General features: G+C 67.9%; 26 protein-coding genes and 1 pseudogene. 13 read left to right on the forward strand and 14 right to left on the reverse strand.

Translation table 11 applies throughout. From position 1 onward, the window contains the following. From A5781_RS00045 to A5781_RS00060, 4 genes are all read right to left on the reverse strand, one after another. Positions 1-212 (reverse strand): hypothetical protein (locus tag A5781_RS00045; protein ID WP_067199162.1); only part of this gene is annotated, 212 nt, incomplete at its 3' end. 128 nt (positions 213-340) lie between these two features. Then, positions 341-571, reverse strand: coding sequence for a hypothetical protein (locus tag A5781_RS00050; protein WP_067199165.1), 231 nt, complete (start codon positions 569-571; stop codon positions 341-343). Positions 572-659: 88 nt separating this feature from the next. Beyond that, the gene (locus A5781_RS00055) at positions 660-1,403 is read right to left on the reverse strand and encodes a hypothetical protein (protein WP_156624260.1); all 744 of its coding nucleotides are present in this window, start codon (positions 1,401-1,403) and stop codon (positions 660-662) included. Between the two features lie 374 nt (positions 1,404-1,777). After that, positions 1,778-2,083: a DUF732 domain-containing protein gene (locus A5781_RS00060; protein WP_082939149.1), complete on the reverse strand. Its 306-nt coding sequence runs from the start codon at positions 2,081-2,083 to the stop codon at positions 1,778-1,780. 685 nt (positions 2,084-2,768) lie between these two features. On the opposite strand from A5781_RS00060, the gene A5781_RS00065 reads away from it, so the two are divergent. Next, positions 2,769-2,981 carry a hypothetical protein gene (locus tag A5781_RS00065; protein WP_067199174.1) on the forward strand — a complete coding sequence of 71 codons (213 nt, stop codon included), beginning with the start codon at positions 2,769-2,771 and terminating at the stop codon, positions 2,979-2,981. A gap of 84 nt (positions 2,982-3,065) precedes the next feature. Continuing rightward, on the forward strand, positions 3,066-3,986 hold the full coding sequence (locus tag A5781_RS00070; protein ID WP_067199176.1) for a cation diffusion facilitator family transporter: 921 nt from the start codon (positions 3,066-3,068) through the stop codon (positions 3,984-3,986). A 168-nt stretch (positions 3,987-4,154) separates the two neighbouring features. Here A5781_RS00070 and A5781_RS00075 read toward each other — a convergent pair whose 3' ends face one another. From A5781_RS00075 to A5781_RS00090, 4 genes are all read right to left on the reverse strand, one after another. Then, a complete protein-coding gene (locus tag A5781_RS00075) occupies positions 4,155-4,496 on the reverse strand; it encodes a DUF732 domain-containing protein (RefSeq protein ID WP_067199180.1) in 342 nt (113 codons plus the stop codon). Between the two features lie 81 nt (positions 4,497-4,577). Further along, positions 4,578-6,089 carry a sodium:alanine symporter family protein gene (locus A5781_RS00080; protein WP_067199190.1) on the reverse strand — a complete coding sequence of 504 codons (1,512 nt, stop codon included), beginning with the start codon at positions 6,087-6,089 and terminating at the stop codon, positions 4,578-4,580. Between the two features lie 136 nt (positions 6,090-6,225). Beyond that, complete coding sequence (locus tag A5781_RS00085; RefSeq protein ID WP_067199193.1) at positions 6,226-6,543, reverse strand: DUF732 domain-containing protein; 318 nt, start codon at positions 6,541-6,543, stop codon at positions 6,226-6,228. 59 nt (positions 6,544-6,602) lie between these two features. Further along, positions 6,603-6,995: a DUF732 domain-containing protein gene (locus A5781_RS00090; RefSeq protein WP_231990554.1), complete on the reverse strand. Its 393-nt coding sequence runs from the start codon at positions 6,993-6,995 to the stop codon at positions 6,603-6,605. Positions 6,996-7,045: 50 nt separating this feature from the next. Between A5781_RS00090 and A5781_RS00095 the strand changes: the two genes are divergently transcribed. The 3 genes from A5781_RS00095 (at position 7,046) to A5781_RS00105 (ending at position 8,890) form a co-directional block, all read left to right on the forward strand. Further along, a complete protein-coding gene (locus tag A5781_RS00095; RefSeq protein ID WP_067199200.1) occupies positions 7,046-7,807 on the forward strand; it encodes a Clp protease N-terminal domain-containing protein in 762 nt (253 codons plus the stop codon). Positions 7,808-7,877: 70 nt separating this feature from the next. After that, the gene (locus tag A5781_RS00100; protein ID WP_067199203.1) at positions 7,878-8,402 is read left to right on the forward strand and encodes a hypothetical protein; all 525 of its coding nucleotides are present in this window, start codon (positions 7,878-7,880) and stop codon (positions 8,400-8,402) included. After that, the gene (locus A5781_RS00105) at positions 8,390-8,890 is read left to right on the forward strand and encodes a GNAT family N-acetyltransferase (protein ID WP_067199206.1); all 501 of its coding nucleotides are present in this window, start codon (positions 8,390-8,392) and stop codon (positions 8,888-8,890) included. The genes A5781_RS00100 and A5781_RS00105 overlap by 13 nt, the downstream gene beginning before the upstream one ends. On the opposite strand, the gene zapE is transcribed toward A5781_RS00105, so the two are convergent. Beyond that, a complete protein-coding gene (gene zapE / locus A5781_RS00110; protein ID WP_156624262.1) occupies positions 8,868-9,965 on the reverse strand; it encodes a cell division protein ZapE in 1,098 nt (365 codons plus the stop codon). The genes A5781_RS00105 and zapE overlap by 23 nt on opposite strands. Here zapE and A5781_RS00115 point away from each other — a divergent pair. The 4 genes from A5781_RS00115 to msrB are packed head-to-tail and all read left to right on the forward strand — an operon-like array spanning position 9,964 to position 14,032. Continuing rightward, positions 9,964-10,725, forward strand: coding sequence for a pyrimidine reductase family protein (locus tag A5781_RS00115; protein ID WP_067199213.1), 762 nt, complete (start codon positions 9,964-9,966; stop codon positions 10,723-10,725). The genes zapE and A5781_RS00115 overlap by 2 nt on opposite strands. 14 nt (positions 10,726-10,739) lie before the next feature. Further along, entirely contained in the window at positions 10,740-12,299 is a 1,560-nt protein-coding gene (locus A5781_RS00120; protein ID WP_067199216.1) for an alpha/beta fold hydrolase, read from the forward strand. 18 nt (positions 12,300-12,317) lie between these two features. Then, positions 12,318-13,628 (forward strand): arabinofuranan 3-O-arabinosyltransferase, encoded by a 1,311-nt coding sequence (gene aftC, locus A5781_RS00125; RefSeq protein WP_067199219.1) that lies wholly within the window; start codon positions 12,318-12,320, stop codon positions 13,626-13,628. Next, complete coding sequence (msrB, locus tag A5781_RS00130; protein WP_067199223.1) at positions 13,625-14,032, forward strand: peptide-methionine (R)-S-oxide reductase MsrB; 408 nt, start codon at positions 13,625-13,627, stop codon at positions 14,030-14,032. The genes aftC and msrB overlap by 4 nt, the downstream gene beginning before the upstream one ends. An 81-nt stretch (positions 14,033-14,113) precedes the next feature. Here msrB and A5781_RS00135 read toward each other — a convergent pair whose 3' ends face one another. From A5781_RS00135 to hemE, 4 genes are read right to left on the reverse strand one after another with little or no spacing between them, the layout of a single operon-like run. Then, positions 14,114-14,863, reverse strand: coding sequence for a class I SAM-dependent methyltransferase (locus A5781_RS00135; RefSeq protein WP_067199226.1), 750 nt, complete (start codon positions 14,861-14,863; stop codon positions 14,114-14,116). Further along, positions 14,860-15,555, reverse strand: coding sequence for a hydrogen peroxide-dependent heme synthase (gene hemQ / locus A5781_RS00140; RefSeq protein WP_067199229.1), 696 nt, complete (start codon positions 15,553-15,555; stop codon positions 14,860-14,862). The genes A5781_RS00135 and hemQ overlap by 4 nt, the downstream gene beginning before the upstream one ends. 5 nt (positions 15,556-15,560) lie before the next feature. Continuing rightward, complete coding sequence (locus A5781_RS00145; RefSeq protein ID WP_067199232.1) at positions 15,561-16,913, reverse strand: protoporphyrinogen oxidase; 1,353 nt, start codon at positions 16,911-16,913, stop codon at positions 15,561-15,563. Next, on the reverse strand, positions 16,910-17,971 hold the full coding sequence (hemE, locus tag A5781_RS00150) for a uroporphyrinogen decarboxylase (protein WP_067199235.1): 1,062 nt from the start codon (positions 17,969-17,971) through the stop codon (positions 16,910-16,912). The genes A5781_RS00145 and hemE overlap by 4 nt, the downstream gene beginning before the upstream one ends. Positions 17,972-18,018: 47 nt before the next feature. On the opposite strand from hemE, the gene A5781_RS00155 reads away from it, so the two are divergent. The 4 genes and pseudogenes from A5781_RS00155 (at position 18,019) to A5781_RS00165 (ending at position 20,941) form a co-directional block, all read left to right on the forward strand. Beyond that, positions 18,019-18,840, forward strand: coding sequence for an enoyl-CoA hydratase/isomerase family protein (locus A5781_RS00155; RefSeq protein WP_067199238.1), 822 nt, complete (start codon positions 18,019-18,021; stop codon positions 18,838-18,840). A 99-nt stretch (positions 18,841-18,939) separates the two neighbouring features. Then, a pseudogene (locus A5781_RS26490) lies at positions 18,940-19,018 on the forward strand (hypothetical protein); the annotation flags it as partial. Continuing rightward, positions 19,015-19,650 carry a DUF3000 domain-containing protein gene (locus A5781_RS00160; protein WP_067199242.1) on the forward strand — a complete coding sequence of 212 codons (636 nt, stop codon included), beginning with the start codon at positions 19,015-19,017 and terminating at the stop codon, positions 19,648-19,650. The pseudogene A5781_RS26490 and the gene A5781_RS00160, both read left to right, overlap by 4 nt. A 1-nt stretch (position 19,651) precedes the next feature. Continuing rightward, positions 19,652-20,941, forward strand: a complete 1,290-nt coding sequence (locus A5781_RS00165) for a ribonuclease D (protein WP_067199246.1) — start codon at positions 19,652-19,654, stop codon at positions 20,939-20,941. Positions 20,942-20,994: 53 nt separating this feature from the next. Here the strand turns inward: A5781_RS00165 and dxs are convergent, their stop codons facing one another. Then, positions 20,995-22,908 (reverse strand): 1-deoxy-D-xylulose-5-phosphate synthase, encoded by a 1,914-nt coding sequence (gene dxs, locus A5781_RS00170; protein WP_067199249.1) that lies wholly within the window; start codon positions 22,906-22,908, stop codon positions 20,995-20,997. Positions 22,909-22,953: the final 45 nt, after the last annotated feature.

A 22,953-nucleotide genomic window follows, 5' to 3' on the forward strand; every position in this document is an offset into this window, starting at 1 on the left:
TCCTTCGAGTCCTTGTCCTCGTCGGAATCCTCGGACTTGTCGGAGCGGTCGAGCTTGTCGGCGAATTTCGTCAAGAGCTCCGCAAGTTTGCGGGCCTCATCAGAGTCCAGCGAGTCGTCGAATAATCGCTCGTCGCCCTCCGAGACGCGCTGCACGTAAACCGCGTTGTCTTTGATGCCGACGTCCCACCGGCCGCCCTCTTGACGAACCATTTGCTGCCGCCTTCCGACTAGTGACCTGATCGCAAACCGACGCGTCCCGCCGCGTTACTGGGTTGTTTACCCACTTGTGCCGGCAACGCCTCACTCGTGTGGGCCCGAATCGATCTAGTGCGTCGGGCCTACGGTGCGATCGGCCGCTTGAAGAAGCATGCGACAGAGAAGGCTCCGCGGTGGTCGGCGTCGAGTCCGACCATCTCCCACCCCAGCCGCCCCAGCTCGTCCGCCCTCAGCTTCATCTCGTCCATGGCGGTGTCCCCCTCCCGGTAATCCCACGTGTATTCCCACTGCTGCGGATACCACTTGCCGTCGGAGGCCAGCCACCAGCCCGGGCCCGGCGAAGGATTGTTCATGTGGTCGTAAGTACCACAGCCCGCGGCGTCCCCGGAACTGGTCTTGGCCCCGAGGAGTCTAAAAGCCGGTGCGCCTCGACCTCAGCAACTACGGGGCATACGCCCAACCGAGAAAGATGTTTTGCGAGTCGTTGGGGCTTGGCCTTATTTCCCGAATGTGCGGCGGAGTGAAGTAGTTGGCGGTGAGGTACTGGCCGCTGCCCTCGCTGAGCATGACGTGGCCGGTGCCGTGATCGAATCCGGGATTGCTCGTAAAAACGAGGGCCCCTTCCGGAATGTTGTCGGCGTTGGTGTGGATCTGCCCTTTACGGTTGAAGTCGTTGAAAGCATCCATCGCCGACGGATATCTGAACGCATGGTTGTAGGCCTGCTCGACAAATGCCTCGCACTGGACCGTGTTATTGGGGTCAGCGGCCATTTGGTCGCGAGCCCACGCCAGAGCATTGGCGGCCTTGTCTTCACCGGCCGCTGAAGCGGGCGTTCCCCCGCCCCCGCCGCAGTCCGGACCGAGGGCATCGAGCGTGCGTGTGTCGATGTCGACATCGGCGACGTAATGGCCGTCAGTTGTCTTGTACCAGAGGCTGTCCCAGCCCCCATTGGCAATCTGGTAGCTGAAGAAGCCCTTCACCGGGTCGCCCGCGGCATGGCACACGAGAGTGAGGACTTGGCCGGCGTTGTAAACGCCTTCTTGGCCCGCCTTCAAGTTGGGGCTGTTCATCCGGTTGGTGGTCTGTGCTTTGACGGTCGCAGTCGTATCCGCGTGAGCCGGCGCGGCAGTGGGCAGACCTAACGCAAAAACGGCTGCCGTTGTGGCCGCGATTGCTGCTTTCATTGCCCGGTCTTTCTGCCACGTCCCTATGAAATTGATCGGGACGCTACACCAGCGGCAAACGTTATGTGTTTGGAATGACAGTAAGAACTCCAGCCGCAATTCCTTAAGGAAAACTCGCGGCCATCAGCAATGCCGCCGGCCCGTTAGGACCGAAGGAACCTAGGAAAGATAAACTTGGGCGCCAACGGTCGCCATTCGCACTGCCCTTCTTCGCACGAGCGGCCTGCCAACTGACGATCAGCCCCGCGAGTTTCCTTCCGCGAACATGGCGTTGGCGGCGCGCGGCGTGAACCCAGCCCCTTGACAAGCGATTTCGCGTTTCACCCAGCCGGTGCCTCCGCAAGGAGTCTGGTCCCACCCCGGCTCTGCGAAGCTCAGCAGTGCTCCGCCCAGCACCGCTGAAGCGGGCAGTAGGTCGAATGCGCGATGCTCACCATGGATTGGACGTCTCCCAGCGTCACGTTCCTCGGATCCAGGTCGGCGTGCACATTTTGAGCGATCTGGTCGTACGTCCAGCCCCACCCGATATCGTCGCAGATGAGGCGCCCCATCCCGGTCAGAGCGGCGTCGTGGTCAGGCGGCCAACTAAATCCCGCGGCGCGCAGTTGGGCGAGGTAGGCGTCATCGGCGGGATCCGCGACGGCAATCGCGGCGCTCGCGAACAGAGCCGCGAACGCCATGACGGGGGCGACGAGTCGTGCCGACCAACGAGGAAGCTGCATGGATCCTGTTCCTTTCTCACGCCGGCGACGATGCCGCCAGGGCCGGCTCCCATGCGGGAGGAATACGAAGAATAGGAAATGCAGGGAAAATGCAGCTTATGGGAAGCTGAATAGTCGGATTTGCGAGAACCTATCGCCGGGGTCCCCGGGTTAGCGGGCCACCAGTCAGGGAGCGGGCGGCGGTGGCGGCGGCGTCCATCGCCGGCCATCGGTGGTCCACCCACAGGGCAGCCAGTTCAGCTGGGGGCCATCGAACGTCAGGCATTTGGGCGTGCCGGGCGGCGGCGTGGGACCCGGTGGGGGCTTGTCAGCGTGAGCGGTGGCCCCGCTGAGCATTAATGCCCCAACGGCCATAAATATCGCTGCCGACTTCCTCATCGCGGTTCCGGTGAATGGGGATCCACCAAGGCGACTGTCGCTAGCCTTCGGCCTGCGCGTTCACGTTATGAATTTTAGTCGCGCGGTCCTGTTAAAGACCTGGAGAATTCCTGACAATCGGCGGTGACGCGATCCAAAGTCAACGGGACCAAGTACCCCTACCTACCGCCCAGCTGAATGCGCGACGACGTGCACTACTTGGGGTCATGCACGCTCAACAACTCTGCGCTGCAACGGCTTTCGCCAGAGGAGTACAGTCGCGGGCATGAATTTGGTGGAGTGGCTGAGGACCCCGCACTATCTGCGGACGCGGTTGATGATGGAACGACAACCGATACGAAACCTCGAGATAGAGACCGTGTTCCTCGAAATCTCCCACCGCGACGCGCGGCTGCGGTTCCCGGTGATGCTCATGCTGCTGCCGAGGCGCAATCGCTCACCGCGGGAACAGGCCCCCCGCATCGATCAAGACAAGTGATTGCCGCGCGTCAGGATCGGCGCGTGTGGACCAGCCACGATGCCACGGGTGCGGCGCCGGCCCTCGATCGGGCATGCTTGCACTATGCACATCGTCAACGGCGTCCGTGACCCCGCGGCAAGTTTTCCCCTCGACACCGTCACCGACGATGCGGCCGAGCGCCGGCAGGCCAACCGGGCTGTCGCCGTCAGCGCCGTCGGCCTGGCGCTGACCGGTCTCATCGAATTGGCCATCGCGCTGCTGTCCGGCTCGGTGGCATTGCTCGGCGACGCGCTACACAACCTGTCGGACGTCTCCACCAGCATCCTGGTGTTCGTCGGCTTTCGGGCGTCGCGCAAAGTCCCCACCGAGCGCTACCCCTACGGCTACGAACGCGCCGAAGACCTCGCTGGAATCGGTGTGGCCCTGGTCATTTGGGGCAGCGCCGCCGTCGCCGCCTACGAGAGCATCAACAAGCTGCTCCGGCACGGCGGCACCCAATACGTGGGCTGGGGCATTGCCGCGGCCATCGTGGGAATCGCGGGCAATCAGCTGGTGGCCCGCTACAAGTTGGTGGTGGGCAAGCGGATTCGCTCGGCGACCATGGTGGCCGACGCCAAGCACTCCTGGCTGGACGCGTTGTCGTCGGCTGGGGCGATGCTGGGGCTGATCGGGGTGGCGCTCGGCTGGGCCTGGGCCGACGCGATTGCCGGGATCGTCGTCACCGGATTCATCTGCCACGTCGGCTGGGAGGTGACTGCCGACATCGCTCACCGCCTGCTCGACGGCGTGGACCCCGACATCATCACGACCGCCGAGGCCGTCGCCGCCACGGTGCCGGGCGTCACGCACGCGCACGCCCGGGCCCGGTGGACCGGCCGGACATTGCGCGTCGAGGTGGAAGGCTTCCTCTCTCCCGAGACTCCCCTGGCCGCGGCCGATCAGACCGGCCGTCTGGTTGCCGCCGCCCTGGCGCCGAAGATCCCCGAGATGCACAACTTCACCTGGACCGCGCGGGCCGCCTAAAGCGCGCGCTCAGCCCCGGCGGAATCGCTCCCGCAGCTGTGGGTCGTTTTCCCACCACAGCCCCGACGGTGCGACGCTTTGGATCTCGGCTCTTTCCGCGTTGTCCAACTCGGTGTCCACCCGCGCCGCGTGCGCCTTCTCGTTTGGGCGCGGTCTAGACGCCGACGCTCAGTTGCCGGGTTGCCCCTCGGGCTTGGGGCCACGGTCCTCGCCGGTTATGTACTTCGGGCAGTAATGGGCAGAAGCCAGGTACGTGAACTTGGCCGCGCTGGCACCCTGGAAAGCCGGATTCTGGTTGCGGAGTTGCGTCACGACCTCCGCGGACGACTGTCCGTCGTCGAGCAGGTCACACACCGACTTGGCGATGGTGACCGCGTTGCCGCCGTCCTGGTAGGTGATGCCGGCGTCGCGCAGGTCTTTGAGGAAGTCCTGATCGTTGTCGATGTCGGCATACGCGGGCGCGGCCAGGCCGATTGCGGCGACGCTCGTCAGCACCAGTAGAAATCGCATAACGCAGCGATTGTCGCAGACCTGTTGGGGAATAGCACCTCGCCGGGCAAACGGCGGGTGAACTCTCCCCCGGCCCCGCGGCTACGCCGCGGGCGCGCGGGAGAAGCGCAGGGCGGGGCGGCGCAGCGTCAACGCATCGGGCAGCGCTCCGACCTGCCGGCGCTCCGCGGGTTCCCAGATGTCGCCGTCGAGGACGCCGGGCAGGCCTGCCTGGCTGGCAATGAAAACCGGCGCGACGCCTTGCACGAACTGCCGGTGGTAATCCCTGAGCGCCGCGAACGCCCACTTCCCCAGCAGGCAGATGGTGAGCAGGTTCGCGATGGCCATCACCGCCATGGTCAGATCGGCAAGCGCCCACACCAACGTGAGCTTGGCCAGGGCCCCGAAGATGATGGACAGCAGCGTGACCACCTTCAGCACGTTGGCCGCCAGGCGCCGGCCGCCCAGGTAGAACAGATTGGCCTCGGCGACCACGTAATTGCTCAGCACCGAGGCGAACGCGAAGACGAACACCACCGCCGTCATCAACACCGTGGTCCACGAACCGAGATCGGCGGCGACCGCCGACTCCGTCAGGCTCGCACCGGCAATCGATCCCAGGCGGGCCGGGTTGTAGGTTTCAGGGCCCGACAGCAGCACGATGAATGCCGTCGCCGTGCAGATCACCATCGTGTCGACGAACACGGCGAGCGACTGAATCAGCCCCTGCTCCACCGGATGTGCCACGGTTGCGGCGCCGGCGATATTGGGCGAACTGCCCATCCCCGCCTCACAGGCGAACAGGCCGCGCTTGACGCCGGTGAACATCGCGGCGAGCGCACCGCCCGCGAAACCGCCTGACATTTGCCGGATTCCGAATGCGCCGCCGATGATCTCCTTGATCACCATCGGCAGTTCGGTGATGTTGACGGCCACAATTCCCAGCGCGAGCAGCGTGTACACCAGGGCCACCACCGGAAGCACGGATCCCGCGAACTGGGCGACCCGTCGCACGCCACCGAAAAGCACGGGCGCCGCCAGCACCGCCAAAACGACTGTCGTCCAACCGACCCCGATGCCGTGCGACGATTGCAAGACCCCGCTGATCGCGTTGGTCTCCACCATGTTGAACGCGGTGGAGAAGGTGACCACCAACAGCATGGCGAACACGACGCCGCCCGCGCGTGACCGCAGCCCGCGTTGGATGTAGAACGCGGGACCGCCACGGAAGGCGCCGTCGTCCGAGCGGACTTTGAAGATCTGGGCCAGGGTGGCTTCGATCACCGCCGTGGCCATGCCGACCGCTGCCACCACCCACATCCAGAAGACAGCACCGGGCCCGCCGACGGTCAGCGCGATCGCGACGCCGGCGATATTTCCGGTGCCCACCCGCGACGCGAGACCCACACAGAACGCCTGGAACGACGAGATCCCGCCGTCGTCGTGGTGGCGCGCTCGGCGGAGCTGGCGAAGCATGCGCCCGAAGTAGCGGATCTGAATGAATCGGGTGCGCACCGTGAAATAGATGCCGCCACCGATCAGCAAATAGATCAAGACGTGCGTATTGAGGATGTTGCTAAGGGGTTCGACCAACTGCTGCTGAAGGAAGTCCAACCCCTGCTTCCTTTCGACTACGGCCGCTGTCCGTCGCCGAAATGGTATGGGCGAATTGTTGATTACAGGTTTCGTTCACTCGCCGTTAGCGGGCGGATATGTAAAAAGCGCATCACATTCGCCACCGGGTCCACCCCTAAGAGGCGGCGGTGGGTGCCGAAAGCGCTTGGGGACAATACGAGTTGGCGGCGATTGCCGCGAACCGGGTGGCGTCGTCCCCCTGAAGCCCACGATTGAGCATCTGAATCATCCGGACGACGTCCGAAAGCTGCGAGCCCTCACTCACCAACTTGCAGACCGACCTGCCGGACGTAATCGCCTGATCCGGGTCCGAATAGGACAGGCCCGCCGCGTGCACCGTGGCGAGGAATGCGTCGTCGCTGCTGTCGGCGCGCGCGGGACCGGCCAGGCCGATCGCGGCCGCAATACCGAGCGAAATCAGAAGTAGCCTCACGGCTCACAGATCGTTCCAGAGCTGCGGCCGGCCCGCATCTCGTAGCGCGGATCGGTCGCTCAGGAGCTGCCGGTCGCGGTCGTCGTAGTGGTCGACGAGATCGCGTCCGGACAGTAGGCGCTCGCCGCGATCGCGGTGAATTTCTCCGCTTTTTCCTCGGTCAGTGCGGCTGCCTTGGAGGTCATCGCCTTCGCGATATCCGCCATCGCCGTGCCGCTGCCTGCCGCCGAGCACACGTAGTGGGCGGCCTGGATCACCTGCGCCGGGTCGTTATAGGTGAAGCCGGCCGAATTCAGCGACGCAAGGAACGCGTCGTCGGTGTCGTCGGCGTGCGCGGGAACGGCCAAGCCAATCACGGCCGCAACACTGGAAATCGTCAGAACAAGCTTCATAAATTCGAAATCGTCCCAGACGCGCGGGCGGTTCGCCGCTGGCGAAACAATTTTTAACAATCGTCAACCTTTGGTTGACAGCCGCACTTCGTCAACCTACCGTTGACGGCATGCCCGACCCGACCCGCATCGCCTACCCCGTCCGCCTCGACGAGCTGATCGGCGCCATCAAATCGGTCCACACCGACGCGCTGGATCAACTGGCCGACGCCGTGCTGGCCGCCGAGCACCTGGGCGAGGTCGCCGACCACCTCATCGGGCATTTCGTCGATCAGGCCCGCCGATCCGGGGCGTCGTGGACCGACATCGGCAAGAGCATGGGCGTCACCAAACAGGCCGCCCAGAAGCGGTTCGTGCCGCGCGCCGAGCCGGCCACCCTGGACCCCGAACAGGGCTTCGGCCGCTTCACCCCGCGGGCGCGCGGCGCCGTGGTGGCGGCCCAGAACGCCGCTCACCAGGCGGCCAACAACGAGATCACCCCCGAGCACCTGCTCCTCGGCCTCCTCGACGATCCGGCCGCGCTGGCCACGGTGTTGCTGCACCTGCAAAAGGTCGACACCGAAGCGCTGCGCGCCGCGGTCGAGCTGCCCCCGCCCAGCAGCGGGACTCCCGACCTCATCCCGTTCAGCGGCCCGGCGCGCAAAGCCCTCGAGCTGACCTTCCGGGAAGCACTTCGTTTGGGCCACAACTACATTGGGACTGAGCATCTGCTGCTGGCCCTGCTCGAGTTGGAGGAAGCCTCCTCCGACGAGGGACCGCTGGGCCGATGCGGTGTCGACAAGGCCCGTGTGGAGGCCGATTTGATCAAGGCGCTGGAATCGCTCGGCGGCGGCAAGACCGACCGCGCGGACGGCGGATCGGGTGTGGTCTGACCCCTCCCGGCCGCCTCACCGCGTGTGCGATCATTCGATGGTCCCCTTCCAAGGGTGCTAGGAGGCGAAGATGCACCGCTGGCTGTTCGTCCTGTGTGCGTTCCTCGTCGCCGCGGCGAGCGCCACCGCCGTCGCGGGACTTCCCGCTCCCCGCGCCTGGGCCGGTGATGCCCCGATCGGCCACATCGGGGACACGCTGCGGGTGGACACCGGCACCTACGTTGCCGACGTCACCGTCACCGGCGTGTCACCCTGCGACCCACCCCCCGGATTCGGCTACACGCGCGAAGGCACCTATAAGGGCTTCCCGGGCAGCACCGTCGAGCGTGCCGACGTGGTCGTCCGCGCGGTCCGGGTACCCAATCCGTTCATCATGGCCACCAACTTCAGCTTCGACGGCGTAACCCCGTTCGCCGACGCCTACAAGCCACGAGCCACCGATGCGCCCGACGCCCTCGACAACGTGCTCACCAACGCGCCGAATGGAGCGATCGTGCGCGGCGAGGTGTATTGGGACGCCTACCGTGATCCCGTCTCCACCGTGGTGTTGCTGGACAAGAAGACGGGCTACCACCTCGCACAGTGGAACCTCTGACACGCGTCGTAACAACGAACTCGGTTGACGTTCAACAGCTTGCCGACATTGCCGCGCGCACATTCCCGTTAGCCTGCCCCGCATCGATGGCGCCGGCGAACATCGCAGCATTCGTCGAGGCCAACCTGTCGCCAGACCGCTTCGCCGAATACCTGGCCGATCCGCAACGCGCGGTTCTGACCGCGGCGGACGACGACCGAATCGTCGGTTACGCCATGCTGATTCGCGACGGTGACGCCGCCGAGCTGTCCAAGATCTACGTTGCGCCCGAGCACCACGGCAGCGGGGTCGCGACCGCGCTGATGGATCTCGCGCTGGCCACGGCCCGCGAATGGGGCGCGCGCCGCGTGTGGCTGGGCGTCAATCAGGCAAACCAACGCGCGCAGCGGTTCTACGCCAAGAGCGGCTTCACGGTCAGCGGCACGCGGACTTTTCAGGTCGGCGCCGGGCGCGAGGACGACTTCGTCATGACCCACGTGCTTCGTTGACGCCGGCCGTCAGCGCCAGGAGTCGAGACATGGCCCGCAGATACTTCTTTCGGTACCCGCCGGCCAGCATCTCCTCGCTGAAGATGGTGTCCAGCTTCGCGCCCGAGGCCACCACCGGCACGCCGGCGTCATAGAGCCGGTCGGTCAGCGCCACCAGCCGCAGCGCGACGTTCTGGTCTTCGATGCCGTGCACGCCCGTCAGAAACACGGCGGTCACTCCCTCGATGAGGGTCAGATACCGCGACGGGTGCATGGTGGCCAGGTGCGCGCACAACGCGTCGAAATCATCGAGCGTCGCGCCGTCGACCCGTGCGGCGCGCTCGGCCACCTCTTCGTCCGGCAGCGGCTGCGGCGCCGGCGGCAAGCCGCGGTGCCGGTAGTCGGGACCCTCGATCTGCACGGTAGTGAAAATGCTTGCCAGCGTGTTGATTTCCCGCAGGAAGTCCTGAGCGGCGAATCGGCCCTGGCCGAGCTGCTCGGGCAGCGTATTGGAGGTGGCCGCCACGGACACCCCCCGCTCGACCAGTGACGAGAGCAGCCGCGAGATCAGCGTGGTGTTGCCGGGATCGTCCAGCTCGAACTCGTCGATGCACACCGCGGTGTAGTCGGCCAGCAGGTCGACGCATTCGGCGAAACCGAACACCCCGGCCAACTGCGTTAGTTCCCCAAAAGTTGCGAAGGCCTTGGGATTTGACGACTCCGGCCCGTCGCCGGGCAGCTCGTAGTAGGCGGACGCGAGCAGGTGGGTCTTGCCCACGCCGAAGCCGCCGTCCAGGTACAACCCCACACCGGGCAGAACCGCCCGTCGGCCCAACATTTTTCGTCGGCCCGCCCGTCGTTCCACGGCCTGCCGGCAGAAGTCCCGGCATGCCACGACGGCGGCGGCCTGCGTCGGCTCGGACGGATCGGGCTGGTACGTCTCGAAGCTCACGTCGGCGAACGTTGGGGGCGGCCTCAATTGAGCGATCAACCGCTCGGGTGAGACGGTCGGATGCCGATCCGCCAGGTGCGCCACTCGCGTGGACGGGGACCCGTGCATGCCAGAACTGTAACGGCGTGCTGCAATCGACCTCATGTCCCTTCCCGAGACGCCACTGTCGCTGCTCGGATCGATACGCGAAGTCGACGACGGTGAACTCCCCCGGCTCTACGGCTACCCCGAACACGACGGGACATGGGTGCGGGCCAATTTCATCACCAGCGTGGACGGTGGGGCCACCTCCGGCGGCAGCAGCGGAACGATGGGCGGTCCCGGCGACCGATTCGTCTTCAACCTGCTGCGTGAGCTCGCCGACGTCATCGTGGTCGGCGCGGGCACCGTGCGGGTCGAGGGCTATTCCGGCGTGCAGCTGAGCGTCGCCCAGCGCCAGCAGCGGCAGGCCCGCGGGCAAAGCGAGGTCCCGCCACTGGCGATCGTCACCAAGTCGGGTCGCCTCGACCGCGACATGGCGGTGTTCACCAGGACCGAGGTGCCGCCGCTGGTCCTCACCTGCGCGGCGGCCGCAGCCCCGGCGCGCCGGCTGCTCACCGACCTGTGCGAAGTGATCGACTGCTCCGGGAGCGACCCGGGCGAGGTCGACGAGGCCGTCATGCTGGCGATCCTCGGCGCTCGCGGGATGCGCCGCGTCCTGACCGAGGGCGGGCCGATGCTGCTCGATTCGTTGATCCAGCGCGACATGCTCGACGAGCTCTGCCTGACCATCGCGCCCTACATCGTCGGCGGGCTGGCCCGGCGGATCGCGACGGGCCCCAGCCAGCTGCTCACCCGGATGCGCTGTGCCCACGTTTTGACCGACGACGCCGGTTACCTGTACACCCGCTACGTCAAGGCCTAGCTACTGTGGTCGACATGAGTCGGCAGATCACGTTCGCCACGATCTTGATTGCGGCGACCACCGTGGTGGCCGGCTGCGTCCCGGGCCTGGCCGCCGACCCGCGCTTCGCCACCAACTCCGGCGCCAAACCCCAGGGTGCGGCCACCGCCAAGCCGCCCCCCAGCGGCCCGCCGCCGCTCGCCGCCCCCAAGAACGACCTGCCGTGGCACGACTGCACGTCGCGGGTGTTCGGCGACGCCGCGGTGCCGCCCGCGGCCGGGGTCCAGCTGGATTGCGCGAACTACGACGCCGACCTGGACCCGAATGGCGGCGGAACCGGCACCGTGAGCGTCGGCGTGGTCCGCGCCCGCTCGAACCAGACGCCGCGCGACGCGGGCCCACTGGTCTTCACCACAGGCTCGGACTTGCCGTCTTCGGCGCAGTTGCCGGTCTGGCTGTCCCGGGGCGGCGCCGACGTGCTGCAGACCCACCCGATCGTCGCCGTCGACCGTCGCGGCATGGGCATGTCGAACCCGATCGACTGCCGGGACACCTCCGACCGGCAAATCATGCGCGATCAGGCGCAGTTCCAGACCGGCGACGACCCCGTCGCCAACCTGTCGGACGTCGCGAACAACGCCACCACCAGCTGCACCGACGCCATCGCGCCGGGTGCGTCCGCCTACGACAACGCCCACGCCGCCTCGGACATCGAGCGACTGCGGTCGCTGTGGGACGTGCCGGCGCTCGCGCTTGTCGGGATCGGCAATGGCGCGCAGGTGGCGCTGGCCTACGCCGCGGCGCGACCCGACAAGGTCGCCCGGCTGATACTCGACTCGCCAGTTGCGTTGGGCGCCAGCGCCGAAGCCGCCGCCGAGCAACAGGTCAAGGGCCAGCAGGCCGCGCTCGATGCGTTCGCCGCCCAGTGCCTCGCCGTGAACTGCGCGCTGGGTTCCGACCCCAAGGGCGCCGTCAGCGGGATGCTGGCGGACGCCCGCGCCGGCAAGGGGCCCGCCGGGGCGTCGGTGGCCCAGCTGGCGAGCGCCATCACTGTCGCGCTCGGCTTTCCCTCGGGCGGCCGCGTCAACGCCACCACCAGCCTGGCCAACGCTCTGGCATCCGCACGGTCCGGCGACACCAATCAGCTGACCAACCTGATCAACCACGCCGACGCCACCGAGGACTCCGACGGCCAGTTCGTCAACACCTGCAGCGACGCCGTCAACCGCCCGACCCCGGACCGCGTGCGCGAACTGGTCGTGGCGTGGGCCAAGCTGTATCCGCAGTTCGGCACCGTCGCGGCGCTCAACATGGTCAAGTGTGTGCACTGGCCCACCGGCTCGCCGCCGGCGCCGCCGAAATCGTTGAAGGTCGACGTCCTATTGCTGGGCGTGCAGAACGACCCGATCGTCGGCACCGAAGGGGTCGCGGCGACGGCGGCCACCGTCATCAACGCCAACGCGGCCAGCAAGCGGGTGATGTGGCAGGGCATCGGACACGGCGCCAGCATCTACTCGAGCTGCGCGGTCCCCCCGCTGATCGGCTACGTCAACAGCGGCAAACTGCCCGGCACCGACACGTACTGTCCCGCCTGATTTTCCGGCCGCGCGCCGGTGTACGGTGCGCTGGTGACGGCAGCTGAATCGAGCCGAGCCGGCTCCCGCGATTGGATCCTGGCCGCCTTTCGTCCCCGCAGCGGCCCCCCGAGCGCGGCGACCATCGTGCGGTCGGCGTTGTGGCCCCTGGCGATTATGTCGGTGCTGCACCGCAGCATCATCCTCACCCTCAACGGCAACATCACCGACGACTTCAAGCCGGTCTACCGGGCGGTGCTGAACTTCCGGCGCGGCTGGGACATCTACAACGAGCACTTCGACTACGTCGACCCGCACTACCTGTACCCGCCCGGCGGCACGCTGCTCATGGCGCCGTTCGGGTATCTGTCATTCACGCCGTCGCGGTATCTGTTCGTTCTGATCAACACCGTCGCGATCCTGCTGGCCTGGTACCTGCTGCTGCGGATGTTCAAATTCACCCTGTCCTCGGTGGCCGCGCCCGCCCTGCTGCTGGCCATGTTCTGCACGGAAAGCGTCACCAGCACTCTGGTGTTCACCAACATCAACGGCTGCGTGCTGCTGGCGGAGATACTGTTCCTGCGCTGGCTGCTCGACGGCCGGGTCAGCCATCAGTGGTGGGCCGGCATCGCGATCGGGCTGACGCTGACGCTCAAACCGCTGCTCGGGCCGTTGCTCTTGCTGCCGCTGCTGAACCGCCAGTGGCGGGCGCTGGTTCCCGCGATCGTGGTGCCCGTCGTCGTCAACCTGGCCGCGTGGCCTCTGGTCAGCGATCCCATGGACTTCGTCACCAAGACGGTGCCCTACATCCTGGGCACGCGTGACTACTTCAACAGCTCGATCGAGGGCAACGGCGTCTACTTCGGCCTGCCCACCTGGCTGATCGTGTTCCTGCGGCTTCTGTTCACCGTGCTGGCGATCGGCGCGATGTGGCTGCTGTATCGCTACTACCGCACCCGCGACCCACTGTTCTGGTTCACCAGCTCGTCGGGCGTGCTGTTGCTGTGGTCGTGGCTGGTGCTGTCGCTGGCCCAGGGCTACTACTCGATGATGCTGTTCCCGTTCCTGATGACCGTGGTGTTGCCCAACTCGCTGATCCGCAACTGGCCGGCGTGGCTCGGTATCTACGGCTTCTTGGCGCTGGACGACTGGCTGATCTACCGGTGGATGAGATACGGCCGCGCGTTGCACTACCTGAAGATCACCTACGGCTGGTCGCTGCTGCTCATCGTGGTGTTCACCGTGCTGTTGTTCCGGTATCTGGACGCGAAGGCCGAGAACCGGCTGGACGAGGGCATCGATCCGGCGTGGCTGACGCCCGGGCGCCAGCGCGCTAGCGTGGATGCATGAATCCGAAGCTGCAGCTGACCGATGCCGAGTGGCGCCAGAAGCTCACGCCCGAAGAGTTTCACGTGTTGCGCCAGGCCGGCACCGAGCGGCCCTTCACCGGTGAGTACACCGACACCAAGACCGAAGGCGTCTACCAGTGCCGCGCCTGCGGGGCCGAATTGTTCCGCAGCACAGAGAAGTTCGAGTCGCACTGCGGCTGGCCGTCGTTCTTCGACCCGACGAACTCCGATGCGGTGATCCTGCGGCCCGACCACTCGATGGGCACGACGCGCACAGAGGTGCTGTGCGCGAACTGCCACAGCCACCTGGGCCACGTCTTCGCCGGCGAGGGCTACCCGACACCGACCGATCAGCGCTACTGCATCAATTCCATCTCGCTGCGCCTGGTGCCTAAGGGGGCGTAGTCGGCTTTCCGGCCCGGCTTTCTTGGCGACGTTTATGTGTCGCGGGAGCGGCCGCAAGGGGCCGCGCGAGACGGCGCGAACTCAGTCCACCCGGGTGGCGTGCACTTCCCAGAACGGGGCGTGCACCCGGCCGTGCACCAGCCACGGTTCCATCAAGCGGAACTGTTCCAGCAGTTCCTCGACCTGATCGGCCACGTCGGGATTGCGCGCGGCCATCATCTCGATCTGCTCGACGCTCATGTTGACCAGGTAGGTCGTCGGGCCGAGGTAGGTGATCTCCCAGCCGCCGAGGGGAAGCACGTCGCGAAAAGCCTTATCGGACAACGTCCGCAGCATCTTGAATCCGTTGACGTTGTGCTCGCCGAACTCGAACATGTACAGCCGCGCACCGGGCTTGGTGGCTCGGTGCAGCGCTTGCACGTAGGACCTCTGTAGCTCGGGATCGGTGCTGAAGGTGTGGTAGAAGGCGCAGTCGACGACGGTGTCGAAACGGCCTTCCATGCCCTCGAGCTTGGTGGCGTCGGCCAGCTCGAAGTTGACCGAAACCCCTGCCCTGCGGGCGTTTTCGCGGGCCCGCTCCAGCGCGGCTTCCGACCCGTCGATGCCGGTGGCCGCATACCCCTTCGACGCGTAGTAGATCGCGTGGTGGCCCGGCCCGGTGCCCGGGTCGAGCACCTCACCTTTGATCGCGCCCAGGGCGACCAGTCGCTGAACCACCGGCTGCGGGCCGCCGATGTCCCACGGCGTGGCGGCCGGCAGTCCGTGGGACGTCCGCTCATCGCGGTACATCTCCTCGAAACGGGCCGGGTCGGTGACGTCGGGGTGGCTCATGGCAGCGCGTTCACCAACTGCTCGACCGGCACGCGCGGGCCGGTGAAGAACGGCGTCTCCTCGCGGGTGTGCCGGCGGGCGTCGGTGGCGCGCAGCTCGCGCATCAAGTCGACGATGCGGTGCAGTTCGGGGGCCTCGAAGGCCAGGATCCATTCGTAGTCACCGAGCGCGAACGCCGGCACCGTGTTGGCGCGGACGTCCTTGTACTCGCGGGCGGCCATGCCGTGTTCGGCGAGCATGCGGCGTCGCTCCTCGTCGGGTAATAGGTACCACTCGTAGGACCGCACGAACGGATACACGCAGATGTAGTTGCCGGGCTCCTCGCCGGCCAAGAACGCCGGGATGTGACTCTTGTTGAACTCGGCCGGCCGGTGCAGCGCCACGCTGCTCCACACCGGCGAACAGGCCCGCCCCAGCGCGGTGGTGCGCCGGAAGTCGGCGTAGGTGGCCTGCAGCGCCTCGATGGTTTCGGCGTGGGTCCAGATCATGAAGTCGGCGTCGGCCCGCAGGCCCGCCACGTCGTAGAGGCCGCGCACCACGACGCCGCGCTCCTCCTGCTGCTTGAAAAACCGCGACGCGTCATCGATGACGGCATCGCGGTCTTCTCCGAGCTCGCCCGGCCGCACGGAGAAGACCGAGAACATCAGGTAGCGGATCGTCGCGTTGAGGGTTTCGTAGTCGAGCTTGGCCATGGAACCTATCGTGCCACTTCCACATCGAGGGCCTCGATCGCGCGGCCGGCCGCCCCGATGCATGCGGGCACGCCGATGCCGTCGAGGTAGCTGCCGGCCACGGCGAGCGTCGGCGGCAGGCCCGCGCGGATCTCGGCCGCCAGTTCGGCGTGGCCGGGCCCGTACTGCGGCATGGCCTCGATCCAGCGCTGCACGCGGGCATCGACCGGGTCGACGGCCAGGTCGAACACGTCGACCAGGTCGCTCAGCGCCCAGCCCAGCAGTTCGTCGTCCGAGACGCTGACAGCCACGTCGTCGCCGCAACGACCGAACGACAGCCTGAGCAGCTGGGTGTCCCCGCGGGCGCCCCATTTACGCGACGAGAGCGTAATCGCCTTGCTCCGCAACGGCTCTCCGGTGGCCACCAGCACGCCGGAACACTGCGGGAACGGCGTGTCGCCCGGCACCGCGAGCGCGACCACCACCGACGACGCGCTGGTGATCCGGCCGGCGGCGGCGGCGCTGCTCGGGGCGACGTCGGCGACCAGGCGCGCCACCCGCGGGGCCGGGACGGCCAGGATCACCGCGTCGGCGTGCCATCGGGCGCCGGTGTCATCCAGCAGCGACCACCCCGGTGCGGACGGTTCGAGCCGTTTCACCGCGGCCCGGACCCGGTGCGGCCGGCCGCGCTCGACGAGCGCGTCGAGCAGCACCTGGTACCCGCCGTCCAGCGCCCCGAACACGGGTGCGCCGGTCGCCGGCGGCAGCGCCTGGCGGACAGCGTCCGTCAGGCTGGTGGCCCCGCGGTCCAAGGCCGCCGCGACGCCGGGGGCCGCCGCGCGCAGCCCGATCGTGGCCGCCGAACCGGCGTACACCCCGCTCAGCAGCGGATCCACCGACCGCGCCACCACCTGCTCGCCGAACCGCTCACCCACCAGTTCGGCCGTCGAGGGATCGCTGCCGGGTCGCCAGTCCAGCGGGCGGCCGGGTTCCGCTTCGATGCCCGCCACGGTCGCCTCGTCGACCAACCCCGCCACGGAGGCGGCCGACGACGGAATCCCGATCACCGTGCCGGTGGGCAACGGGTGCAGCGTCTGCTGGCTGTAGATCAACGGCCGGGCGCCGGTCGACACCAGTTGGCGCCCCGACAGGCCCAGCTCGGCCAGGAGCGCGGGCATCTCGGGCCGGCGCAGGATGAACGCCTCGGCACCCAGGTCCATGGTCTGCCCGCCGACCCGCTCGGTGCGCAAGATCCCGCCCAGCCGGTCGCCGGGATCGAACACGGTGATGGCCGCGTCGTCGCCCACCGCCGCGCGCAGCCGATATGCCGCCGTCAGGCCCGAAATACCGCCTCCGACAACACAATACGAAGGCGTCATAGCGAGTGGACCAGTGACACCAGATCGGTCAGCACACCGGGGTCGGTCTCGGGCAGCACACCGTGGCCGAGGTTGAAGACGTGACCGGTCACGCCCGCGTCGACGGCGCGGCGCCCATCGTCGACCACGGCCCGGGCGGCGCGTTCGACGGCGGGCCATCCCGCCAGCAGCACCACCGGATCGAGGTTGCCCTGCAGCGCGGTACCCGCCGCGACCCGGGCGGCCGCGTCGGTGAGCGAGGTTCGCCAGTCCACGCCCACCACCGTGGCTGTGGCTGGTTTCAAGACGGTGGACATGGCCCCCAGCAGTTCGGCGGTGCCGACCCCGAAGTGCGTCATCGGCACGCCGTACTCGGCCAGCGCGCCGAAAACCCGGGCGCTGTGCGGTTGCACGTAGGTGCGGTAGTCGGCGAGCGACAGCGCGCCCGCCCACGAGTCGAACACCTGTATGGCGTCCACGCCGGCCTCCAGCTGCGCCCGCAGGAAGCCCACGGTGATGTCGGTCAGCTTTTCCATCAGCGCATGCCAGCTGTCCGGTTCGGCCAGCATCATCGCCTTGGTGCGGGCGTGGTGGCGGCTGGGGCCGCCCTCGATCAGATAGGACGCCAGGGTGAACGGCGCGCCCGCGAACCCGATCAGCGGGACGCTGCCGAGCGCGGCCACCAGCAGCGTCACCGCGTCGCACACCGGCTGAATCCGTTGCCGGTCAAGGGGTTTCATCGCATCGACGTCGGCCGCGGTGCGCACGGGCGACGCGATCACCGGCCCGACACCCGCGACGATGTCCAGGTCGACGCCCGCGCCGAGCAGCGGCACCACGATGTCGGAGAACAATATCGCCGCGTCGACGTCGTGCCGGCGCACCGGCTGCAGGGTGATCTCGCAGACCAGGTCGGCGTCGAAGCAGGCCGACAACATGTCGGTCTGGGCCCGCAGCGCCCGGTATTCGGGCAGCGAACGACCCGCCTGCCGCATGAACCACACCGGGATCCGGCCGGGTTTGCCACCGGTGACGGCGGCCAGATACGGCGACTCGGGGAGGTCGCGGCGAGTACTCATTGTCCTCAATGCTGCCACGAGGGTGCTGCTGCGTAATATCGACGACCGTGCCAGTCAGCCACCCGCCCGTGAATTACGACGAGTTCCCCAGCCTGCGCTGCGAGGTCGGGGACAACGGCATCCTGACGCTGGTTCTCGACGCCCCCGGCCTCAATTCGGTCGGGCCGCAGATGCACCGGGACCTCGCCGACATCTGGCCGGCGATCGCCCGCGACCCCGACGTGCGCGTCGTGCTGGTCCGCGGCGAGGGCAAGGCATTCTCCTCCGGCGGCAGCTTCGACCTGATCGCCGAAACCATCGGCGACTACGAGGGCCGGATGCGCATCATGCGGGAGGCCCGCGATCTGGTGCTCAACATGGTCAACTTCGACAAGCCCGTGGTCTCGGCGATCCGGGGCCCGGCCGTCGGCGCGGGCCTGGTGGTGGCCCTGCTCGCCGACGTCTCGGTGGCGGGCCGCACCGCGAAACTCATCGACGGGCACACCAAGCTTGGCGTGGCCGCGGGCGACCACGCCGCGATCTGCTGGCCGCTGCTGGTCGGCATGGCCAAAGCCAAGTACTACCTGCTCACCTGCGAGACGCTGCTCGGCGAGGAAGCCGAGCGCATCGGCCTGGTGTCCACCTGCGTCGACGACGATGAGGTGCTCTCCACGGCGACGCGGATCGCCGAGGATCTGGCCCGCGGCGCGCAGAGCGCCATCCGGTGGACAAAGCACAGCCTCAACTCCTGGTACCGCATGTTCGCGCCCACCTTCGAGACCTCGCTCGGCCTGGAATTCCTCAGCTTCAGCGGCCCCGACGTGCAGGAAGGGCTGGCGGCGCACCGCGAGAAGCGGCCGGCCCGATTTACCGGCGGAAATGGCTTCTGAGCAGGGGCGATACCGGCCGACGAGGTCGGGTAACGGGTTGGTAGCGGTCGGCGCGCCTGATTCCGCGTGTCGGCTGATAGGTCTACCGTCGGACCCTGTGACCCGCGCCGCGACGACGCAGTGGGGGCACCTCCCGCTTGCGGGGGACGGCAGCGATGCGGAGGAGCGGCGCAAATGACCCGGGCCGCGACGACGCAGAGTGGCCCGGATGAACAGGAGCGGCGCCAAGTGACCTCAGCTGAACCGGAGCCATTCCGCGAGGCGGTAGCGGCGATGAACGGCGTCACCGTCCGACCGGAAATCGAGCTAGGCCCCATCCGCCCGCCGCAACGCCTGGCGCCCTACAGCTACGCGCTGGGGGCCGAGGTCAAGCATCCCGACCGCGAAATCGTCCCCGAGCGATCCGACGGCGACGCCTTCGGCCGCCTGATCCTGCTGTACGACCCGGAAGGCGCCGACGCGTGGGACGGCACCATCCGCCTGGTCGCCTACATCCAGGCCGACCTCGATCCCAGCGAGGCCGTCGACCCCCTGCTGCCGGAGGTGGCGTGGAGTTGGCTGGTCGACGCGCTGGAGTCCCGGATGGAGCAGGTCACCGCCCTCGGCGGCACGGTCACCGCCACCACCTCGGTGCGCTACGGCGACATTTCGGGGCCGCCGCGTGCCCACCAGTTGGAGCTGCGGGCGTCGTGGACGGCGACCACGCCCCAAGTCGGCGCCCATGTCGAGGCCTTCTGCGAGGTACTGGAACACGCGGCGGGTCTCCCGCCGACGGGCGTCACCGATCTGAGTTCGCGGTCACGCGCCTGACATGTGCGAACCGGCGGCCCACGGGGCCGGCAGCACGGCGCCCGACGACACCGAACCCGCGCCCACGCCCCTGCTGCACCCGGCCGAAGGGATTCCGGACCTCTCGGTGACCGCCCGCCAGATCCAGGAGGCGGCGGAGCTCCTGGACCGTGGTCGCGGACCGTTTGCGGTCGACGCCGAGCGCGCCTCCGGTTTCCGGTACTCCAACCGCGCCTACCTGATTCAGATCCGGCGGGCCGGCGCAGGCACCGTCCTCATCGACCCCGTCAGCCACGGCGCCGACCCGCTCGAGGCGCTGCGGCCCGTCGCCGAGGTGCTCAGCGAAGACGAATGGATCCTGCATTCGGCCGACCAGGACCTGCCCTGCCTCGCGGAAGTCGGCTTGCGGCCATCCGCGTTGTACGACACCGAGCTCGCCGGGCGGCTGGCCGGGTTCGAACGGGTGAACCTGGCAACCATGGTGGAGCGGCTGCTCGGTTCCGGGTTGGCCAAGGGGCACGGGGCGGCCGATTGGTCCAAACGCCCGCTGCCCGATGAATGGCTCAATTACGCGGCGCTGGACGTGGAACTGCTCATCGAGCTGCGGGCCGCGATCGCCGACGTGCTGGCCGAGCAAGGCAAAACCGGTTGGGCCACAGAGGAATTCGACTACCTACGGGTGGCGGGCGCCAGGGAGCCCAGCGCGGCGACGCGGCGGGACCGGTGGCGGCGGACGTCGGGAATCCATCGGGTACGCGACCAGCGCGGCCTGGCCGCGGTCCGCGAGCTGTGGTTGACGCGCGACCGCATCGCCGAGCGCCGCGACATCGCGCCGCGACGCATCCTGCCGGACTCGGCCATCATCGAGGCCGCCATCGCCGACCCGAAGACCCTCGAGGACCTCACCGCCTTGCCGGTGTTCGGTGGGCGCAATCAACGTCGCAGCGCCGCCACGTGGTTGGGGGCGCTGGAGGCTGCCCGGCAAACCAAGAACCCGCCCGTCGATGCCGAACCGCCGAACGGTCCTCCGCCGGCGGCGCGGTGGAGCAGGCGCAAACCGGAGGCGGCGGCACGACTGGAGGCGGCGCGGGCGGCGCTGTCGGAGGTGTCCGAGCGGGTGCACGTCCCGACCGAGAACTTGGTCTCGCCCGACCTGGTGCGACGGCTGTGCTGGGACTGGGAGCCCGCCCCCGACCCTTTCGACGCCGTCGAGACGTTTCTACGCGCCGGGCAGGCCCGGCAGTGGCAGCGCGAATTGGTGGATCCCGTTCTGGCCCGGGCGCTGCAACCGCCCGAAGAGGACCGCGACTAGCCCCGACGGTGGCGACCCGCTTCGCCCGGCTCCGCAGCGCTCGCGATCGCCACTTAGTCGAGGTGCTCGCGGATCTCCGCTTCGGTGACGGCGTTACCCAGCGCGGCGACCCACCCGGTGATGCGGCGGGCCACGTCCTGGTCCGTCAGCCCCAGGTCGGCCAGCAGCTCTCCCCGCGAGGCGTGCTCGTAGAACCGCTGCGGCAGGCCGACGTCGCGGCACGGCACGTCGATCTCCGCGCGCCGCAGGGCCGCCGACACCGCCGACCCCACGCCGCCGTTGACGCCGTTGTCCTCGCACGTGACGACCAGCTTGTGCTGCGCGGCGAGCTCGATCACTCCCTCGGACACCGGCAGCACCCAACGCGGGTCGATCACCGTCACGCCGATCCCCTGGTTGTGTAGCCGCTTGGCGGCCTCGAGCGCCATCGGGACGAACGCGCCCACGCCCACCAGCAGCACGTCGTGGTTCAGCCCGGCGGCCGGGACGGCGAGCACGTCGACACCCGCGCGCCGCTCGAGGGCCGGAATGTCTTCGCCCACATCGCCTTTGGGAAACCGGAGCGCCGTCGGTCCGTCGTTGACCTCAAGCGCCTCGCCGAGTTCCTCGCGCAACCGGGTGGCGTCGCGGGGCGCGGCCACCCGCATGCCGGGCACGATGCCCAGCATCGACATGTCCCACATGCCGTTGTGGCTGGCGCCATCCGAACCCGTGATCCCGGCCCGGTCGAGCACCATGGTGACGGGCAGCTTGTGCAGCGCCACGTCCATCATGATCTGGTCGAAGGCCCGGTTGAGGAAGGTCGAATAGATGGCCACCACCGGGTGCATGCCGCCCATCGCCAGGCCGGCCGCCGACGTCAGCGCGTGCTGCTCGGCGATGCCGACGTCGAACAGGCGATCCGGGAACTGTTGCCCGAAGGCGCTCAGCCCGGTCGGGCCGGGCATCGCCGCGGTGATGGCCACGATGTCGCGGCGCTTCCTGGCGTAGCCGATCAGCGCGTCGGAGAAGGTGGCGGTCCAACCGGGACCGGCGACCTTGGTGGCCTGCCCGGTGACCGGATCGATGACACCGCAGGAATGCATCTGCTCGGCCTCGTCGTCCTCCGCCGGACCGAAACCCATGCCCTTACGGGTGACGACGTGCACGATCACCGGCCGGCCGAAGCCTCGCGCGTGGCGCAGCGCCATCTCCACCGCGCGTTCGTCGTGGCCATCGACCGGTCCCACGTACTTCAGCCCCAGGTCGGTGAACAGCAGCTGCGGGGACAGGGAGTCCTTGATGCCGGCCTTGACGCTGTGCATGAACCGGTAGGCGAGCTCGCCGAGCAGCGGCAGCGAGCGCACCGCGTCGCGGCCCTTCTCCAGGGCGTGCTCGTAGGCCGGCTGCAGTCGCAGGGTGGCCAGATGGTCGGCGACGCCGCCGATCGTCGGCGCGTAACTGCGGCCGTTGTCGTTCACCACGATGATCACCGGCCGCTTCGACGCCGCGATGTTGTTCAGCGCCTCCCAGCACATGCCGCCGGTGAGCGCGCCGTCGCCGACCACGGCGACCACGTGCCGGTTGCGGTGGCCGGTCAGCTCGAACGCCTTGGCCAGGCCGTCGGCGTACGACAACGCCGCGCTGGCGTGGCTGGACTCGACCCAGTCGTGTTCGCTCTCCGCGCGCGACGGATAGCCCGACAGCCCACCCTTTTTGCGCAGGCTCTCGAAGTCCTGCGAGCGCCCGGTCAGCATCTTGTGGACGTATGCCTGGTGACCGGTGTCGAAGACGATCGGATCATGCGGCGAGTCGAATACCCGATGCAGCGCCAGCGTCAGTTCGACGACGCCGAGGTTGGGCCCGAGGTGTCCCCCGGTCGCAGCGACCTTGTGGATCAGGAACTCGCGAATCTCGGCGGCCAGTTCGCGCAGCTGCTGTTGGGACAAGTGTTGCAGATCAGCGGGCCCGCGGATCTGTTCCAGCATCCCGATAGTCTACGCAGCGTCGGAAGGAACAGCAGGGGGCCGGAG

Source organism: Mycobacterium sp. 852002-30065_SCH5024008, assembly GCF_001665645.1.
GTDB lineage: Bacteria > Actinomycetota > Actinomycetes > Mycobacteriales > Mycobacteriaceae > Mycobacterium > Mycobacterium paraffinicum.

Excerpts from the sequence above, each read along its gene's own strand:
- A5781_RS00050 (WP_067199165.1), bottom strand. The coding sequence starts at position 571 with ATGAACAATCCTTCGCCGGGCCCGGGCTGGTGGCTGGCCTCCGACGGC.
- A5781_RS00055 (WP_156624260.1), bottom strand. The coding sequence starts at position 1,403 with ATGAAAGCAGCAATCGCGGCCACAACGGCAGCCGTTTTTGCGTTAGGT.
- A5781_RS00060 (WP_082939149.1), bottom strand. The coding sequence starts at position 2,083 with ATGGCGTTCGCGGCTCTGTTCGCGAGCGCCGCGATTGCCGTCGCGGAT.
- A5781_RS00065 (WP_067199174.1), top strand. The coding sequence starts at position 2,769 with ATGAATTTGGTGGAGTGGCTGAGGACCCCGCACTATCTGCGGACGCGG.
- A5781_RS00070 (WP_067199176.1), top strand. The coding sequence starts at position 3,066 with ATGCACATCGTCAACGGCGTCCGTGACCCCGCGGCAAGTTTTCCCCTC.
- A5781_RS00075 (WP_067199180.1), bottom strand. The coding sequence starts at position 4,496 with ATGCGATTTCTACTGGTGCTGACGAGCGTCGCCGCAATCGGCCTGGCC.
- A5781_RS00095 (WP_067199200.1), top strand. The coding sequence starts at position 7,046 with ATGCCCGACCCGACCCGCATCGCCTACCCCGTCCGCCTCGACGAGCTG.
- A5781_RS00100 (WP_067199203.1), top strand. The coding sequence starts at position 7,878 with ATGCACCGCTGGCTGTTCGTCCTGTGTGCGTTCCTCGTCGCCGCGGCG.
- A5781_RS00115 (WP_067199213.1), top strand. The coding sequence starts at position 9,964 with ATGTCCCTTCCCGAGACGCCACTGTCGCTGCTCGGATCGATACGCGAA.
- zapE (WP_156624262.1), bottom strand. The coding sequence starts at position 9,965 with ATGAGGTCGATTGCAGCACGCCGTTACAGTTCTGGCATGCACGGGTCC.
- A5781_RS00120 (WP_067199216.1), top strand. The coding sequence starts at position 10,740 with ATGAGTCGGCAGATCACGTTCGCCACGATCTTGATTGCGGCGACCACC.
- msrB (WP_067199223.1), top strand. The coding sequence starts at position 13,625 with ATGAATCCGAAGCTGCAGCTGACCGATGCCGAGTGGCGCCAGAAGCTC.
- A5781_RS00135 (WP_067199226.1), bottom strand. The coding sequence starts at position 14,863 with ATGAGCCACCCCGACGTCACCGACCCGGCCCGTTTCGAGGAGATGTAC.
- hemQ (WP_067199229.1), bottom strand. The coding sequence starts at position 15,555 with ATGGCCAAGCTCGACTACGAAACCCTCAACGCGACGATCCGCTACCTG.
- A5781_RS00145 (WP_067199232.1), bottom strand. The coding sequence starts at position 16,913 with ATGACGCCTTCGTATTGTGTTGTCGGAGGCGGTATTTCGGGCCTGACG.
- hemE (WP_067199235.1), bottom strand. The coding sequence starts at position 17,971 with ATGAGTACTCGCCGCGACCTCCCCGAGTCGCCGTATCTGGCCGCCGTC.
- A5781_RS00160 (WP_067199242.1), top strand. The coding sequence starts at position 19,015 with ATGACCCGGGCCGCGACGACGCAGAGTGGCCCGGATGAACAGGAGCGG.
- A5781_RS00165 (WP_067199246.1), top strand. The coding sequence starts at position 19,652 with ATGTGCGAACCGGCGGCCCACGGGGCCGGCAGCACGGCGCCCGACGAC.
- dxs (WP_067199249.1), bottom strand. The coding sequence starts at position 22,908 with ATGCTGGAACAGATCCGCGGGCCCGCTGATCTGCAACACTTGTCCCAA.